The sequence below is a fragment of the Bradyrhizobium sp. 27S5 genome, assembly GCF_037217225.1.
Taxonomy (GTDB): Bacteria; Pseudomonadota; Alphaproteobacteria; order Rhizobiales; family Xanthobacteraceae; genus Bradyrhizobium; species Bradyrhizobium septentrionale.
Genome location: NZ_CP147714.1, coordinates 7,946,239 through 7,963,480, shown reverse-complemented (window position 1 = coordinate 7,963,480; position 17,242 = coordinate 7,946,239). Strand labels below are relative to the sequence as shown.

Below are 17,242 nucleotides of genomic sequence, written 5' to 3'. Positions count from 1 at the left end.
AGAGAAGCGATCCTGGCCCGCGTCAACGTCCGACGCGGGCCGGAGTGTGGGGAGTAGTTAGACGATCAGATCGTGAGGCGTATGGGTCACGACGGCGTCCGGCATGTGGTTTGAGAAGTAATCTGGCTGGTGCTCCGGGATAGCTGGCCCGATTGCCGGCGCTGCATCTGCTGCCCCTTGTGCCAGGCGAAATCCAGCGGAATCCTGGTGCTGACCGAACCACGTGGCCGTTTGATCGAAGTCTGGAGGAGGCGAAGCTGCCTGCTGTTCAAGGCTCGGAAGCTCCGCCGCGAAATGAAAGGACTGCGCGGTCGTTGCGGATGTTCCGCCGTCTACAAAGGGCAACATGGCCTGAGACAAGGCCGCGTCTACGTGGCCGCTCGTTGACATCGGGCTAACGTCGGGCGCTGGAGCGCTGGTGCTGCCGCCGACCGGTGGCGCAGCACTGTCCGGGCTGGCCGCGAATGTGAAGGCATCCATCCCCGCCGTGTGGCACTGAATATCGACCTGAAGATTGGTCGTCGCCGAATCGCCGTCTCCGTCGACCGCAGTTACATCGAACAGGAGATCCGCGTTGATGCTCGTCTTTTCAGTGTAGCTGATGTTGTTGACCGCGAAGGTGGGGTGCCCGGCCTCCGCCCGATCGTAGTCGACCTGGACTTGATTGAACGGCCTGTCAACGTACAGCGTATACGTCGTCGTCGTGGCATCAAAAGTATAGGTGTCGATCAGCGAAGCATCCGATGTCTCCTGCACCACGAAGCTGGCGCTGCCGCACAGCGGCTTGGGAACATCGATACAGAAGTCGTGAACGTCGGAGCTGCCGTCAAGAACCTTGAGGATCACACCGGCCGTGCCGTAGCCCTGCCATTGCGTGAGATTGAAACTGACCTGCGACTGCTGCCCGGTGAACGCGAGGTTCAACTGCTCGGTGGGGTCCATTTGCAGTCCGCTGTCGCCGACTGCGATACCGCAGTCCGACGCCTTGACATCGAGCGCATGGCCGGCGCAGTCGGACCCGGTAATCACCAATTGTCGGTCCGGAGCAGTCAATGACGGCGTGCCCCAGGCCGGGGCGCCGAAATCGGAGCCACTAACGGTGACGTCCTTCGACAGCCCGGCGTGCTCGAGATCAAAGCAAAAGGTTCCATCCGGATCGATCAGCAACTTGAAGTACGGATCGGCCAGCGTGCCGCCGCAATCCGTAAGGTATGCGTCGAGCTCGACGCCGCCGCCCACCTCATGGGTCGTATAGTAGAAGCTGTAGTCATCGCCATGTCCGGTGACGTGCACCGAGGTGATGCCGTCGCCCAGGCATGACGTCTCCAGATCGTATCCCGTGCTGCCGACTGCACCGTCGTGGACGGCAACGCGCAGCGCGGCGTCGCCATCCGCGCCGAAATCGACATGGTAAGTGCCGCTTGCCGTCTGATGGTCCTGAGCGGCGACGAAGGTCTCCGGGAAACCGCAAATGGTCGGGTGATCGTCCGTGATCGTCAGCTGCTTGCCGAGGTCGATGCACGCGCTCTGCAAGTCGCCATCCTTGTCCGTGATGGTGGCAACCAGGCTTACGACGCCAGCGGTCAGTGACACGGCTTCGTCAGCGCTGGTGCAGGACGGATGCGTCACCGCGCGATACTCGGTGAAAGTGACTGCTCCCGTGGCCGGATCAAGCGCGATGGTGAATGCCAGCTCCCCGCCTGCGGTGCCGACGTGACCTTCGATGGTGTTGCCGTGCAGAACCAGCACGTCGGCGAGGCCGGTATGCACGTCGGTCAGACCGGATGGGGTGCAGTTGCCTCCGTTGATCGTCAGCGCATAGTGGGTTGTCGCGCCATCGGCGCCCTGGAGCGAAGTGAACGCCGTGGAGAAATCGGCTGTAGTCGTCGTCAGCGCCGCGTCCGGCGCCGAGCCGGCGATGTGGTCGTCCAGCGCCGTTGCCGTCAGATGCGTCTCGCTCAGCGTCAGCGACGGAGCGGTGCCGTTGGCCCGGATGCAGGGGCCATCGTCGCTGATGGATAGCCTGCTGCCGAGGTCGAGGTTGGCGCTCTGGAAGTCGCCGTCTCTGTCCGTGATCGTGGCAACCAGGTTCACGATGCCCGCGGCCAGCGACACGGCTTCGCCGCCGTCCGGGCTTCCGCCGATCGGCTGCTCCACCGGCCGGTAGTCGGTGAAAGTCACGCGTCCCGTAGCCGGATCGAGGGTGATGGTGAATGCCAGTGTGCCGTTGGTCGCGCCGACGCGGCCTTCGATCGTGTTGCCATTCAGAACCAGCAGGTCAGCGAGGCCGGTATGCGAGTCGATCAGCCCCGACGCTGCGCCGTTGCCGCCCGTGATCGTCAGCGCGTAGTGGATTGTCGCGCCATCGGCGCCTTGCACCGAAGTGAAGGCCGCCGAGAAATCGGCTGAAGTCGTCGTCAGCGCCGCGTCCGGTGCCGAGCCCGCGATGTGGTCGTCCAGCGCCGTTGCCGTCAGATGCGTCTCGCTCAGCGTCAGCGATGGGGCTGTGCCCGCCGCCGCAATGTGCGGGCCGTCATCCGTGATCGTCAGCTGCTTGCCGAGATCGATGCTTATGTCCTGATACCGGCCGTCGCTGTCCGTGACCGTCGCGATCAGGTTTACGATGCCGGTCCCCAGCGCGATCCCTTCGCCGCTGTCAGGGCTGGTGCCGGACGATTGTTCCACCGCGCGGTGCTCGACGAAGGTCACGCGGCCCGTGGCCGGATCAACCGCGATGGTGAATGCCAGCGCCCCGCTTGCTGTGCCGACATGGCCTTCGATGGTGTTGCCGTTCAGGACCAGCACGTCGGAGAGGCCGGTGTGCGAGTCGATCAGCCCCGACGCCGCGCCATTGCCGCTGGTGATCGTCAGCGCGTAGCTGACGGTCAGACCCGGTGCGGTGACGAACGCCGCCGAGAACTCGCCTGAGGTCGTCGTCAACGCGGCGTCCGGTGCCGAGCCGGCGATGTTGTCGTCCAGCGCTGTCGCTGTCAGATGGGTCTCGCTCAGCGTCAGCGACGGCGCCGGTCTGGCCTCGATCAGCGGGCCGTGGATGGTGATCGTCACCACCTGCGGGGTTCCGCCTATCGTGGTCACCGTGAAGCTGTCGGTCAGGGTTTGGCCGACATGGAGGGCTTGCACGGAGCTGTCGGCGTTGTTGAGCGTATAGGTCCACACGCCGGCCGTTGTGAGCGTGAATGAGCCGTGGCCGCCCGCGCTTGTCGTCGGCGCGTTGATGGCGGTGAAAGTATTGGCGGGATCGTCGACATCGGTGTCGGTGAGCGTGCCGGTCGAGATGAGCAGACCGGGCGAGGCCCCACTGACGCCGACTGCACCCACAACCGCGCCGGCCTTGGCGCCGGAAATGATGGAGGCGTCGTCGACACCAACAATGGGGATGTCGAAGCTCTCGCTGGTCGAGAGCGTGCCGTCCGACACGGTGATAACGAAACTTTGGGTCGAGTTGACCTTCAGCGCGTTGATCGCGGCATTGTTCGGAACGAAGGTGTAGTTTCCTGTCGCGCTGTTGAGGTAGAGCGTGCCAAACGCGCCGGTGCTCGACACGTCGTAGGTCAGTTGGCCCTGCACCACGTTGCCGGCACTTCCTCCGCCGATGCCGAATGTCACTGCGCCGTTCTTGCTGCTCGCGGAAAAAGTTCCGCTCGCCGTACCGAAGTCATCAAATTTCGCGGTATCGATTTCCGTCAATCCTGCTCCGAGGTTCAGGTGCGGCGGCACCGGCGGCGGCTTGAAGGTCTCGACGTTGGCGAAGATGACCACCGGCACGGGCGCGAGCGGATCTTGCGTCAGCGGTTGCGCGCCAGGCTGAAAATTGATCGGTTGCAGCAACGGCGACCCGTCGAAGGTCGGCGTGCTGGACCCTTTCGATCCCGGTCCCTTCTCGAAATAGGCTAGCGTCTCCTGCTGGGCCTCCCGCAATTCCTGCATGTGCGAAGGGGAATTGGTGGCATGGTTGACGCCGACGGAGGACCCCTTTCTGCTCAGGATGATCGTCTCTCCGGGATCCTCGACGATGATATGCCGGGGGATCGCCTCCTTGGTCACGAGCTCGAAGACGCCGTGGTGGAGGTCCTTGTAGTTGATGCTGTCGTCGTCCAGGAACGTGACGTTCGGCTCCGCGGCCCGGGCTTCTTTCAGGAGCGAGAAGGTCAGCGCGGTGAGCGTCAGTGTGCCGAAGCCGCCCGCTCGAATGTTGCCAACCGGCGGGTCCGCGGCCGGGGTGCCCGACCTTGTTAGCCAACTGCCAATGGAACGGAAGATGCCCCTGGTCTTCGCGAGCAGGCCCGGTCGCGCGATGTCGCTGGGGTCCTGCGCGCATGCACTTAGCTCGAGGCAGGTGCCACCTGGCAGGTCGAGCACCCTGCCATCGATCAACCGTATCTCGATCCGCCCGCCGGCTTCGACCTCGATGACGTCACCCTCGCGAACGGGATCGCCAATCGCGCCTCGAACCGCGATGCCGCTTGCACGCCTGATAGTGCCGCAGCCGATCGCCGTCTGAATGTTGCCGATCAATCGGGGCGGCTGGCCCAAATCGGCCATGCACACGCCCCCGAACTCGACGCCGGACGCAACTGACATTGGCTTTTCGCCTGCTGGGCAGTTCAGACGGAACGTGGTGCCGTAGTTTTTTGGTTTGGCTCGCCGCGAGGTGAAAAATTTTCGCGCCAGCAGCCATAGGCTTGCCCGCCGAAACGTCCTGATTGAAACTAAATTCGGTAGTGAAAATCGAATCCTAAGTAGCGGGGAGCCATTGCGAAAATGGCAGAACAGCTGTCCTTTATCGCGCGTGCAGCCCCGCAAAATTAATAGTATAGTTACTGAGTAAATTGTCCACTTATTAATTTTTAGTCGAACTGCGTCAGGCACTTATGCCTGTTTTCGGTAGCTCATCTGGCACTCAAGGTCCTGCGGTCTCGGCCCGGCGGTTCCGATCACCATCGAGCCACGACACGACAAAATCTTCTCAAAGGAGGGGATCGTGCGCATTCATTTGATTGTTCAATTGCTTGCAGGCTTGGCGCTCGCAACTTTTGTGCCCGGCCAGGTGCAGGCGCAAACCGAGCCGGCCCAGCCCGCGGTCCAGACTTCTCAATCGAAATTCATCGGGAGAGTCGTGGCGGCCACCGGTTCGGTCACGATCGAGCACGTGAGTGCCGTCGTCGTTCAGGCGGGGCTGCCTGACAAACTGCCTCAGACGCAGGTTGGCGACCCCGTCTATCTGGGCGATGTGGTGCAGACCGGAGCCGACGGACGGGTGGGGATCAACTTCACCGACGGCACCTCGTTCAATCTGTCGAGCAACGCCAAAATGGCCATGACCGAGTTCGTGTACGATCCAAACGGCAAGTCAAACTCGACCTTGCTCAAACTGACCAATGGAACGTTCACCTTTGTTGCCGGCAACATTGCGAAGACCGGCGACATGAAGATCGACACCCCCGTGGCAACGATGGGCATTCGAGGCACCACGCCACGCATCGAAATATCTGAGGATGGCACTGTGAAGTTCGCCACGCTCGTTGAAGAGGGCAAGAGCAAGGTCCGGAAGACCGGGACACGAACAACGCAGCAACCTGAGCAAAACCCCCTCCACAAGTTTAATCCAAACATCTGTCGAGGATGCTAGGGCAGGTGCAGGCCTTTTCGAGCATGCAAGGGCCGACATGAAACCTCGTGCAAGCGCCGGCGCAATTGTCAGCCTGATATCGCTTCTCGTTGCGATGCTCTTCGCCTGGCCGGCGATCGCGCAGAAGCCGAAGCCAAAGGACAACTATCTGCGGAATGTCGAACTGTGCCGCGACCGCGCACCGCTCGACGCGCGCATTGGCGGATGCACGGCGCTGATCGATGCGGGGCAGGACATGACGACGGCTGGTCTGGCGATCGCCTACAACAACCGCGGCAACGCCTATGCCGCCCAGGGAGATTACGACCGCGCCATCCAGGATTTCGATCGGTCCATCGAGCTCAATCCGACCTACACCAAGCCGTTCAACAACCGCGGCGTGGCCTATTTCAGGAAACACGAATACGAGCTTGCGACTGCGGCTTTCGATCAGGCCATCAAGCTCAACCCGAACTACGGCCAGGCCTTCGCCAATCGCGCAGAAGCCCACCTGAAGACGAATGACTATGCCCACGCAGCGCAGGATTATGATCAGGCCATTCGCCTCGAGCCGAATCTCGAAGGCCTATGGAACGGACGCTGCTGGAGTCGGGCCGTCCTCGGCGCCTTGCAGGCGGCGCTGGAGGATTGCAACAAGGCGCTGCAATCGGGTTCGGCCAATGCCGCGACTTACGACTCGCGCGGCCTGATCTATCTGAAGACGGGCCAACTCGGCGCGGCGATCGACGATTACAGCGCCGCAATTCGGATCGATCCGAAGCTCGCAAGCGCGCTCTATGGACGCGGGCTGGCGAAGCTGAAACAGGGCGACAAGGCCGGCGGCGATGGCGATATCTCGGCGGCAAAGGCGATCCAGGGCAGCATCGGCGACGATTTTGCACGCTACGGCGTGCAATAGGCGAACTTGGCCGACAGAGGCACAGCAAGCGCGAGTGGCCCGCTTCACGCCGCCACGCCGGTGCGGCCCGCCCGGCCGGCTAGTCCATGATCTCGACCGTCGCCGAACGGCCGGCGACCAGCGCGATGCGATCCGGCAGGTGATCGAGCGCGATGCGCACGGGAACGCGTTGCGCGAGCCGAACCCAGCTGAAGGTCGGATTGACGTTCGCGAGCAGGTTCGCGCCTTCCGTGCGGTCGCGGTCCGCGATGCCGGCCGCAATGCTCTCGACATGTCCGGTGAGCCGGACCGGCTCGCCCATCAACCGGACCTGCGCCTTGTCGCCGACGCGAATGCGCGCGAGCTTGGTCTCCTCGAAATAGCCTTCGACATGCAGCGTATCGGTGTCGACCAGCGCCATCACGCCCTTGCCCGCGCTGACATAGGCGCCGGGCCGCAGGTCCATATTGGTGATGGTGCCGTTCACCGATGCGTGCACCTCGCTGCGATCCAGATTGAGCTGCGCCACGGCGCGATCGGCGACCGCCTGATCATAGGCGGCCTTGGCCTGGAGCTGCGTGGCCAGCACCTGCTCCTGCTTCTGCTGCGACACCGCATCGGTGGTCAGCGCGCTGTAGCGTTTGAGGTCGGCGTCGGCCTGATCCAGCGTCGCGCGATGGCCGGCGACCGCAGCATCGGCCTGCTGCAACGCCAGGGCAAAGCGCGCGCGATCGATCCGGAACAGGATATCGCCGCGATGCACCGGTTGATTGTCCTTGACCAGCACGTCGGTGACGAAGCCGGAGACGTCGGGAGCGACCTGAACCACGTCGGCGCGGACCTTGCCGTCACGCGTCCACGGCGACTCCATGTAGTAGACCCACAGGGCGCGAGCGACGGCGAGCGCGGCGACGAGCGCGATCGCGGTCAGCGCGACCCGGCCAAGCCAGGCAAAATTCCCCTTCATGGCAGAAACTCCGAGAGATAGACGACGACGCCGAACAGGCAGACGTACAGGGCGAAATTGAACAGCGCGCGGTGCCAGACCAGCCGGTAAAGCCCGAAGCGCTGCATGATCCGGCTCACGATGACGCTCAGCGCATAGGCCACGATCAGCCACAGCAGCAGCGCCGGGACCAGGACACCGTAGATATCGAGCTCATATCTCATGCAGCAAAACTCTCCTCGGGCTGCGATCGATACGCGGGTGCATCCGGAAACAGGCCGCGGCGGATGCCGACGAGGCCGAGCAATGCATCGTCCCGGGCGCGCTCATTGGGATCCTTGACGACCGCGGTCAGCGCCGCATCGATGCACGACAGCAGTTCGGTCGGCATTGCCTCGTCCGCATGGCCGCGAAACGCCGCCGCGAGGTCGTCCAGCATGTCGTCGATGGCGCGCACGGTCGATGCGGCGAGGCCGTAACGGGCCCGCCTGAGATCGATGATGTTGAGCCCGATGCGCAGCTGGACCAGGCTGTCGGCATCGCGGCGGTCGCTCTCGGAGATGAAGGCGATGCGCTGGGCCAGGAGTCCGAGCCGATGCAGCATCAGGCCGGCAAACTGCGCGCGGTCGCCGTGGCCGCGCCGCTCGGCCGCGATCGCGAGCGTCTGCCAGCTCGACGTCGTCAGCCGCCTGGCGATCCATTCGGCGCCGACGCCGCGCGCGATCCGGGTCACGATCTCGGCAATCACGATACCGAGGAAGAAGGCGACGGACGAGTTGGCAAAACTGGCAAAATCCGCGCTGTAGGTCGATTGCAGTGCGAGCAGCGTTGCGGTGTTGACAGCGAGAGCCATGCCGATTGGCGCGGTTTTCGGCCGCGCGATCAGGAAACCATACAGGAGGAAGGTCGGCGCCAGCGCGGCGATCAGGACCTCGACATGGGTGATACCCGGCACCAGCGCGAACTGATAGATCGCGACCACGACGATCGCGACCAGCGAAAACAGGCCGAAGGCCCGGATGCTGCGCGCCGGCTCATCCTGCGCGGCGAAGAAGGAGCAGGCGACCGCCGCCATCATCGGCGCCGAAGCGCCATCGGGCCAGCCGGTCGCGATCCACAGGCCGCAGCAGATCAGGATCGCCACCGCCGCCCCGGCGGCCGACCACAGCGCCATGCCGTGGTCGCGATGGCGGACCGGCGCGGCGCCCGATTCCGGGTGGAACGATAGCGCAACGGTGGAGATATCCCGGCCTGCGGTAATCGCATCGCCCAGCGCGCGGCAGTCGGCTGAGATGTCGATGAGCTCGCGCAGCCGGAGCAGCAGGCTGATCGTGATGATGCGCTCCCGCGGCGCGAGGCCGTCGAGCGCCGATTGCCGCTCGGCGATTGCGGCGCGGATCTCTTCACCGGATTGCGGCTGGCGATCGTCGTCCACGATCCATTCGGCGAGATCGCCGATCAGGCGCCGGAGCTCCGGCTGCCTTTGCAGCGCCGCCTCGCCGAGTGCGGCAAGCCGGTCTTCGATCGACGTGATGATCGGCAGCAGCATCAGCATGCGCAGCCGGACCTCACCGAGGCCGCGCACGGCACCGGCGTCGGCCAGCCGGTCATAGGCGAGATGGGTCGAGAGCGTATCGATCTCGACGATGTCGGTTGCAAGCCGGAGGCGCTGGGCCCGGCGCGTCTCGCTGGCCCCGCGATCAAGCAGCACGTCGCGGGACAGACCGCGCGCATCCGACAGCCAATTCCTGACGCGGCCGCCGACCGCAGGCGCAACGCTGCGGGGAAACACCACGGTGGACACCAGGCTCGCACAGACGATGCCGAGCGAGATCTCCTCGACCCGCGCCAGCGCCACGTCGAAGATGCTGCCCGGGTCGGCCACCGACGGAAAGCCGATCAGTGCGACGGTATATCCGCCCAGCATGAAGATATAGCTGCGCGGTGTGCCGTCGAGCAGCGACAGATAAAGGCAGAGGCCGACCCAGAGCGCGATCGCGAGGCACAGCAGCTCCGGCGCATTGACCAGGTTCGGCACCATGGCGACCGTCATGCTCGCGCCGACAAGGGTGCCGATCACGCGGAAGAACGCCTTCGAGCTGGTCGCGCCGGCGAGCGGCTGTGACGTGATATAGACCGTCGCCATCGCCCAATAGGGCCGCGGCAGATCGATCGCCAGTGCGATGACAAGCGCCAGCATCGACGCGGCGAACGTCTTCAAAGCGAAGATCAGGTCCGCGTGGCGGACCAGGAACGGCTCTTCCGCGCGCATGACTATTTCGCCTCTGCGGCAGTTTTCGCGTCCTGCAGGCGGCTCGCACGCTGTTCGATGCGCTGGAGCGTCTCGAAGGTTATCGCAAGTTTCTCGCTGTCGATATCCTTCAGCAGGCTGGCCCGCACGCGGCGCATGATACGGTTGATGTCCGCGGCCTTGGCTTGGCCGCTTGCGGTGAGATGCAGCGTCTTGGCGCGGCGGTCGGTGGGATCCTCGCGGCGCTCCACCAAGCCCTCGCTCGCGAGCAGATCGATCAGCCGCACCAGCGAAGGCCCCTCGATACCCAATTCGTCGGCGAGCACGCCCTGCCGGACGTTTTCTCCCTGCCGCGACAGCACCAGCAGCGGAATCGCAGTCGCGTCCGACAGGCCATGATCGGACAGCGCCTGATCCGACTCGCGGCGCCAGATCCGCCCAAGTCGGGTGATCAGGAGCCCGATTTCGGCGTGGACACGAGCTTGCGACGGAGCCATGCCGATTAGATAGGATACTAATGATTAGGCTGCAATCATATTCCCCGGAATATCTCCGTCGATCACGCAAAAGCGAACGCACTCTGCGGCGAGGACAGAGGCTTATGGTGTCAGACATGCTCGAAGAAAATTCATGGATTCGCGGCAGCAGCCATGGCGCCCACGATTAGATTCTTTTCGTGTGAATTTCGTCGGAACGTCCGCGCGTCGTATCCGCTACGGATCGAGCTCAGTATCCCAGTAGAGATAATCGAGCCAGCTCTCGTGCAGATAGTTCGGCGGGAACAGCCGGCCGTTGCGGTGCAGCTGATGCACGGTAGGGGCGTAGGGCGCCTGCTTCGGAAACATCCTGGCCTGCTGCGGTGTCAGATTGCCCTTGCGCAGATTGCAGGGCGAGCAGGCGGCGACGACGTTCTCCCAGGTGGTCTGGCCACCCTTGCTGCGCGGAATGATGTGATCGAAGGTGAGGTCGTCGGCCGACAGGCAATATTGGCAGCTGAATCGGTCGCGAAGGAAAACGTTGAACCGGGTGAAGGCGGGGTGGGTGGTCGGCTTGACGAAGGATTTCAGGGATACGACGCTGGGCAGCTGGATTTCGAAGGAAGGACTTCGTACCGCGCGGTCGTAATATTCGACGATGTTGACACGATCGAGGAACACCGCCTTGATCGCGTCCTGCCAGGACCAGAGCGACAGCGGGTAATAACTCAGCGGCCGGAAGTCCGCATTCAAGACCAGCACCGGCCAACCGCCTTGCGAGACATGTGCGTTCAAATAACGCTCCTGACTCCCATTAGCTGCGAAGCAGCATGCACTCACATACTACAGGCAGCGTGACGGGATTGTGAAGAGCAATGAGCGGCTTATCCGCCGCGCCCTGCCATGTTCCTGCCCCGATTGCCTCCCGCCCGCGAGGCCCGTAAAGGGAGCCGCAAGGCCGTGTCGGCCAGTGACGGACCCTGCCGATGACCACGACGTCAAGCTATCTCGAGGCGCCGCGCCGGTTGCGCGCATTCGTACGCGCGCACGAGACGAGCCTCGTGGTGCTGGCGGTATTGATCGGCGCCATTGGCGGCCTCGTGGTGGCGGTGATGAGCAGCCTGGTCACGGTGCTGCATTCGGTGCTGTTCAATCTGCCGCTGGGCGACCGGTTGTCGAGCCAGCCCAGCATCGATCCGCTGCGCGCGCTGCTGGTTCCCTCAATCGGCGGCCTGCTGCTCGGTATTGCCTTTCTTCTGCTGCTCCGGGTTCGGCCGGCCCGCGAAATCGATCCGATCGAGGCCAACGCGCTCTATGGCGGGCGGATGTCGTTCCGCGGCAGCGTGATCGTGGCGCTGCAGACGATCTGGTCGAGCGGCATCGGCGGCTCGGTCGGGCTCGAGGCCGGCTACACCCAATTGTCCAGCGGCCTGGCCGCCTCGCTCGGCCGCGGCTTCCACCTCCGCCGCAACGACCAGCGAATCATGGTCGGCTGCGGCGCTGCGGCGGCGATCGCCGGCGCCTTCAGCGCGCCGCTCGCGGGCGCGTTCTACGCTTTCGAACTTGTGATCGGCGGCTATACGCCGGCGAGCCTGACCCCGGTCGGCGTGGCGGCGGTGACCGGCTATTTCGTCGCCCACGCCTTCGAGCCGCTGCCGCTCGGCGTCGGCGTCGGAACTGTCGGCGACGTGCTCGGGCGGGATCTCGCGATCGCCGCGCTGCTCGGCATGGTCGCGGCCCTGACCGGGATTGCGATCATGCGCGGCGTGACGCTGTGCGAGGCGCTGCTCGCCAAGACCCGGCTCTGGCCGCCGCTGCGGCCGGCGCTCGGCGGGCTTGCCGTCGGTGCGATGGCGCTGCTGACGCCGCAGGTGATGTCGTCGGGCCACGGCGCGCTGCGCTTCGCCGGCATCGTGGCGATGCCGCTCGCCTTCATCGCCGGCGTGTTCGCGCTGAAGGCGGTGGCCTCGATCGTTTCGCTCGGCTCGGGCTTCCGCGGCGGATTGTTCTTCGCCACGCTGTTCATGGGCGCGCTCGGCGGCCGGCTGTTCGCGGCCGGCGTCGACATTGTTTGGCCGGGGCTGAACCTCGATCCCAGCGCCTATGCGGTGATCGGCATGAGCGCGCTGTCGGCCTCGGTGATCGGCGGTCCGCTGACGATGTCGTTCATCGCGCTGGAATCCACCGGCGACCTCTGGCTCACCACTGCGGTGCTGGTCGCGGTCATCATCTCGACCACGATCACGCGCGAGCTGTTCGGCTATTCGTTCGCGACCTGGCGGCTGCATCTGCGCGGCGAGACCATCCGCAGCGCCGCCGATATCGGCTGGATCCGGGATCTGACGGTCGGCAAGATGATGCGGCGGGACATGATAACGGTGGACGCCGCGATGCCGATCGAGGCGTTCCGCGAGGAATTTCCGCCGGGGTCGAAGACCCAGGTCGTCGCGATCGACGGCGAGGGACGTTATGCAGGCCTTGCGCTGGTCGCCGAAGCGCATGCGCCCGATCTCGAGGCCGACAAGGGGCTTGCCGGCATTCTGCGCTACGCCGACGTGATGCTGCATCCCGGCATGAACGTCCAGGAGGCGATCGCGGTGTTCGACGCGGCCGAAGCGGAATCGCTCGCCGTGGTCGAGGGCGACGGCGACCGGCGGCCGATCGGCCTGCTCACCGAAGCGCACGCAATGCGGCGCTATGCGGAAGAATCCGAACTGCGCCGCCGCGAGGTGATCGGCGAGATCTGATTTTGGCGGCCGATGGCTGGAGTAGAAAGCTGTTGATCACGTCGCAAGCTATCAGACCCGTCATCCTGAGGAGCGCGGCACGCGCGTCTCGAAGGATGTACGGCCACAAGCCGGGCCGTCGACCCTTCGAGACGCGCGCAATGCGCGCTCCTCAGGGTGACGGAATGAGAGAGCCGAGCCCGACGCTACTCCTTCACCCTCTCCAGCTTCTGCAAACACCGCGTCACGCGCACGGCGGCCGGCATCTCGGTGTCCGGAAAGCTGGTCTTCCAGTCGGTGACGCCGACTTCGCCGACATAGATGTCGCCGCGTGAATCCAGTGCGATGCCGTGCGGCGCCAGGAATTTTCCGGTCTCCACGCCCGGGCCGTGCTCGCCGCCGAGCCGGGCGATGCGGTTGCCCTTGTGGTCGACGATCGACAGCCGCGGGCCGAGATTAGGCACCTTGCGATTGACCGCCATGCCGGGGCCGAGCTCGCCGATCACGAAGTTCGGCTGCTTGCCGCCGCCGCAGCAACACAGCGCGCAAGGCCGGTGCAGATTGTTCCACTGCGTCTCGTACTTGCCGTTGCCGTCGAACACCTGGACGCGGTGGTTCTCGCGATCGGCGACGTAGACCCAGCCGTCGGCGTCGGTCGCGATGTTGTGCACGATGTTGAACTGGCCGGGGTCGGTGCCGGGCTCGCCCCAGGTCTTGATGAGTTTTCCATCAGGCGTGTATTTGTGGACGCAGGCATTGCCGTACCCGTCGGAGACATAGATCTCGCCCTTCGGCGACAGCGCGGTGTGGGTGCAGCGATGGAACGGCTCGCCGCTCATGAACGGCGCCGGCTTGTTCGGGATGCCGATCGTCAGCAGCACCTTGCCGTCGGTCGAGCACTTGCGCACGGTGTGGTCGCCGTCGTCGGTGCAATAGAGATTGTCGTCGGCGTCGATATGCAGGCCGTGGGCGCGCGAGAACACGCCTTCGCCCCAGCTCCTGATGAAATTCCCCTCGCGGTCGAGCACCACCATCGGGTGTTCGCCGCGGTTGAAGACATAGACGCGGTCCTTGCTGTCGACCGCGACGGAGGCGACATCGGTCAGGCTCCAGCCGTCGGGCAGTTTTGCGAAATTCTCAACGACGCGATAGCGGTGTTTGCCGGTGCCGAGGATGGTTGGCATTTTTGTTCCTCTCTCTTCTCGTCATTCCGGGATGCGCGAAGCGCAGGCCCGGAATCCATATATCAGCGAAGATTGTGGCTTGATGGATTCCGGGCTCGATGCTGCGCATCGCCCCGGAATGACGATGTTGGTTATGTCAGCCTCGCCACCGGCCCAACGTCGCGCGGCAACAGCCCTTCCTCGATCGCCTTGATCTGCAGCGCGAGGGTGCGCGAGTTGATACGGCATTGCGCGAGGCTGCCGGCGATGAACCACAGGCCCGGCTGTGGCGTGCGGGTGTACATGTTGCGCAGCTCCTGGCCGTCGCCAAAGCCCCAGATCGGGCCGACGCGCACAGCCATGGCTTCGCCGAACAGTCTCTTCACCAGCTCTTCCTGCGGCCGGTAGCCGGTCGCGAGCACGATGAGGTCGGCCGCAACCGTCTCGCCGTTCTTCAGCCGCGCGCCTTCGCTTACGAAGGTCTCGATGTCGGAAAACTGCTTCAGGGCGACGGCGCCGCCCGCGACGAGATCGGAGCAGCCGACGTTGAAATAATAGCCGCCGCCGCGGGTCAGGTACTTGAACTGCCAGCCGGTGCCGCCCTCGCCGAAATCGAGCTTGAAGCCCTTGCGCGCGAGGCCGTCGAGCAGCGGCTTGTCGAGCTTCTTCGACTGCTCGGTTATCAGCACGTGGCTGCGCTTGGCGAGCGCCAACGGCATCGAGGTTGCGATCAGATCATTGTCCTCGAGCGAGCCTTCATTGTAGGCGGCATAGGCAAGCTGCGCCGACGGCTCGATATTGGTGACCAGCGTCGAGGAGCGCTGCACCAGCGTGACCTCCGCGCCGGAGGAATGCAGGTCCTGCGCGATGTCGTGACCGCTGTTGCCGGTGCCGATCACGAGCGCCCGCTTGCCGGCCCAATGCTCGCCGTCCTCGTAGCCGCTGGAATGCATGACCTTGCCGACAAAGTTCTTCAGCGACGGGATGTCAGGCACGCTGGGAATGCCGCTGACGCCGGTCGCCATCACGACATGGCGCGGCTGCATTTTCCGTGTCGTGCCGTCGGCGCGGCGCAGCTCGATGGTCCAGCGTCCCTGCGCGTCGTCATAGCTGCCGCCGACAAACTCCGTGCCGGTCCAGAAGTTCAGCTCCATGGCGTCGACATAGGATTCGAACCAGTTGGCGAGCTTGTCCTTCGGGATGTAGGTCGGCCAGTTCTGCGGGAACGGCATGTAGGGCAAATGATTGACCTGCACCTGGTTGTGCAGGGTGAGTGCGTGATAGCGCTTGCGCCAATTGTCGCCGACGCGCGCCTCGCGGTCGACGATCAGCGCGTCGATCCTGAGCTGTTGCAGCCGCGCGGCGATCGCAAGCCCGGCCTGTCCGCCGCCGACCACCAGCACGTCGGGGTCGCGGCCGGCATATTCGGCGGCTGCCTTGCGCAGGTCGAGCCAGTTCGGTCCGCGGAAGTCGCGGGAATAGGCCTGTCCGCGCGGCCGCGTATGACCTTGCTGCTCTTCAAAGCCCTTTAACTCCTCGAGCGCCGTCAGCAGCGTCCAGGCCTTCAACCGATCGTCATCGGCCGCATCGGGGACCAGCCGCACGATGCCGTGGCCGCGGCCGACAGCCGTCTCGAACTTGAAGATCGCCTCGATTGCATGGGTGCCGGCGCGCATCACCCGGCGTGGCGCGGCGCGCTCGGCGTCGATGCGGAAATTATGCGGCGCACTGCGACGCGCGTGTCCGGGCATCTCTTCGAGGATCGCAAAGGCGCGGTTGATCGTCTGGATGTTCCAGCTCAGCGCCAGCACGTCGCGCCAATAGCTGTCGGGATGGAACAGCGGCTTGAGCAGCACATCTTCGGGGCTCGCCAGCGCATCCTCGAACTGCACAAGCCAATTGTCGGCGGCGACCGAAATATCGTCCGTCTTGTCGAGCATTGAGCGTTTCTCGCCATCGGCCGCCTTGGTGCGGCGTTCCCATTGCCGCAAAGCCTATACCCATCCGAAGCCATGCAGAAAGGGCGTGACGGGATATCGCCTATTCGGCCAACGACAGGATCAGGCCTTGATCGGGCGGGACGCGGCCCTGCAGGGTATCGAGATAGGCCTCGCGCACCGCGGCCGGGCCGCGCCGCTCGACCACATCGAGCCAATTGGGCAGATGTGGCACGAGCCCGGTCCAGGCGGCGCCAAAGCGCTGGTCGATGCCGCCAGGCCCCCATTCCTTGGCGCGCTTGCGGATCTGGTCGGGCGCGAAGAACCAGACCGGCTTGGCGCCGGGCAGCGTCGGCTCGTCCGGCTCGTTGGCGCGATGCGTCAGCCCGACCCGGCCGGAATAGACCATCTGTGCGCCGAAGTGCCGGTGCAGGGTCTCGCGCAGCGCGCTGTTGCCGGCCATGTCGACATAGGCGGTGGGCTCGGCCGACGGGATCGCGGTGACATGGTCATAGGTGACGACCTCGTCATAGCAGCCGAGCGAGCTGACGAAATCGACATTGCCTTTGGAGGTCAGCCCGATGACCCGGATGCCCCTTTTGTGCAGCAGATGGGCGAGGCCGAACGCGGTCTTGCTCGAGGCCGACGACAGCATGACGCGGCGGGCGCCGTAGAATTCGTTCTCGGCGAGGGAGTCGTCGACCAGGAACGACAGCATGAACAAGGGCAGCATCAACGCACGGAAATCACCCTGGCGGCCGACATAGGTCGGATCGCCGGAGACCCGGGCATAGGCGTTGTAGACCGGCGAGACCTCCTGCCGGTGCGCGGCTCCATCGCGCAGGCCGCGCTTGCTGACGTCGGCGGCCTCGATGACAAGATGGGTTGCCATCGGGAAATAGCCGAACAGGGTTTCGCCGACCGTGACATTCGGATGCTTCGAGGCAAGCACCTCGCCAAAGCCCCACACCGGGATGATGCCGTAGCCGTCAGGCGCCGGGAACAGCTGCCAGTATTTCAGCTGCTCGCCGATCACCGCGTAGGTGATGTTGTTGGCGGTGAACGCGAAACGGGTCACCTTGACCAGCAGCGCGTCGGCCGGCAGCGCCGCGGCGTCGGGCAGCTCTGTCTCGATCACCTTGCACTGCTGCAGGTCGTTGCGGATGACGATAAAGTCGGTGGAGTTCATGGCGATGATCCCGGCCTTGGATGAGCG

Annotated in this window: 12 protein-coding genes; 3 read left to right on the top strand and 9 right to left on the bottom strand. The window is 64.5% G+C overall.

The genetic code is table 11. The features are described from left to right. Positions 1 to 57 precede the first annotated feature (57 nt). Positions 58 to 4,563: a DUF5801 repeats-in-toxin domain-containing protein gene (locus tag WDM24_RS37475; protein ID WP_338829287.1), complete on the bottom strand. Its 4,506-nt coding sequence runs from the start codon at positions 4,561 to 4,563 to the stop codon at positions 58 to 60. Positions 4,564 to 5,002: 439 nt separating this feature from the next. On the opposite strand from WDM24_RS37475, the gene WDM24_RS37470 reads away from it, so the two are divergent. After that, positions 5,003 to 5,650, top strand: coding sequence for a FecR family protein (locus WDM24_RS37470; protein ID WP_338829286.1), 648 nt, complete (start codon positions 5,003 to 5,005; stop codon positions 5,648 to 5,650). A 37-nt stretch (positions 5,651 to 5,687) separates the two neighbouring features. Next, entirely contained in the window at positions 5,688 to 6,548 is an 861-nt protein-coding gene (locus WDM24_RS37465; protein WP_338829285.1) for a tetratricopeptide repeat protein, read from the top strand. A 79-nt stretch (positions 6,549 to 6,627) separates the two neighbouring features. On the opposite strand, the gene WDM24_RS37460 is transcribed toward WDM24_RS37465, so the two are convergent. The 5 genes from WDM24_RS37460 to WDM24_RS37440 form a co-directional block, all read right to left on the bottom strand. Continuing rightward, complete coding sequence (locus tag WDM24_RS37460) at positions 6,628 to 7,494, bottom strand: HlyD family secretion protein (RefSeq protein ID WP_338829284.1); 867 nt, start codon at positions 7,492 to 7,494, stop codon at positions 6,628 to 6,630. Further along, positions 7,491 to 7,697, bottom strand: coding sequence for a DUF1656 domain-containing protein (locus WDM24_RS37455; RefSeq protein WP_338829283.1), 207 nt, complete (start codon positions 7,695 to 7,697; stop codon positions 7,491 to 7,493). Before WDM24_RS37455 ends, WDM24_RS37460 begins: the two co-directional genes overlap by 4 nt. Beyond that, positions 7,694 to 9,745 (bottom strand): FUSC family protein, encoded by a 2,052-nt coding sequence (locus WDM24_RS37450; RefSeq protein ID WP_338829282.1) that lies wholly within the window; start codon positions 9,743 to 9,745, stop codon positions 7,694 to 7,696. The genes WDM24_RS37455 and WDM24_RS37450 overlap by 4 nt, the downstream gene beginning before the upstream one ends. A gap of 2 nt (positions 9,746 to 9,747) precedes the next feature. Continuing rightward, a complete protein-coding gene (locus WDM24_RS37445; protein WP_166299131.1) occupies positions 9,748 to 10,221 on the bottom strand; it encodes a MarR family winged helix-turn-helix transcriptional regulator in 474 nt (157 codons plus the stop codon). Between the two features lie 216 nt (positions 10,222 to 10,437). Further along, positions 10,438 to 10,995, bottom strand: a complete 558-nt coding sequence (locus tag WDM24_RS37440; protein WP_166299130.1) for an HNH endonuclease — start codon at positions 10,993 to 10,995, stop codon at positions 10,438 to 10,440. 191 nt (positions 10,996 to 11,186) lie between these two features. On the opposite strand from WDM24_RS37440, the gene WDM24_RS37435 reads away from it, so the two are divergent. Further along, positions 11,187 to 12,947: a chloride channel protein gene (locus WDM24_RS37435; protein WP_166299129.1), complete on the top strand. Its 1,761-nt coding sequence runs from the start codon at positions 11,187 to 11,189 to the stop codon at positions 12,945 to 12,947. A 185-nt stretch (positions 12,948 to 13,132) separates the two neighbouring features. Here WDM24_RS37435 and WDM24_RS37430 read toward each other — a convergent pair whose 3' ends face one another. From WDM24_RS37430 to WDM24_RS37420, 3 genes are all read right to left on the bottom strand, one after another. Further along, positions 13,133 to 14,110, bottom strand: a complete 978-nt coding sequence (locus tag WDM24_RS37430; RefSeq protein WP_338829281.1) for a peptidyl-alpha-hydroxyglycine alpha-amidating lyase family protein — start codon at positions 14,108 to 14,110, stop codon at positions 13,133 to 13,135. Positions 14,111 to 14,241: 131 nt separating this feature from the next. Then, positions 14,242 to 16,029, bottom strand: coding sequence for an NAD(P)/FAD-dependent oxidoreductase (locus WDM24_RS37425; protein ID WP_338829280.1), 1,788 nt, complete (start codon positions 16,027 to 16,029; stop codon positions 14,242 to 14,244). A 100-nt stretch (positions 16,030 to 16,129) separates the two neighbouring features. After that, positions 16,130 to 17,215, bottom strand: a complete 1,086-nt coding sequence (locus WDM24_RS37420) for a DUF2855 family protein (RefSeq protein ID WP_338829279.1) — start codon at positions 17,213 to 17,215, stop codon at positions 16,130 to 16,132. Positions 17,216 to 17,242 lie beyond the last annotated feature (27 nt).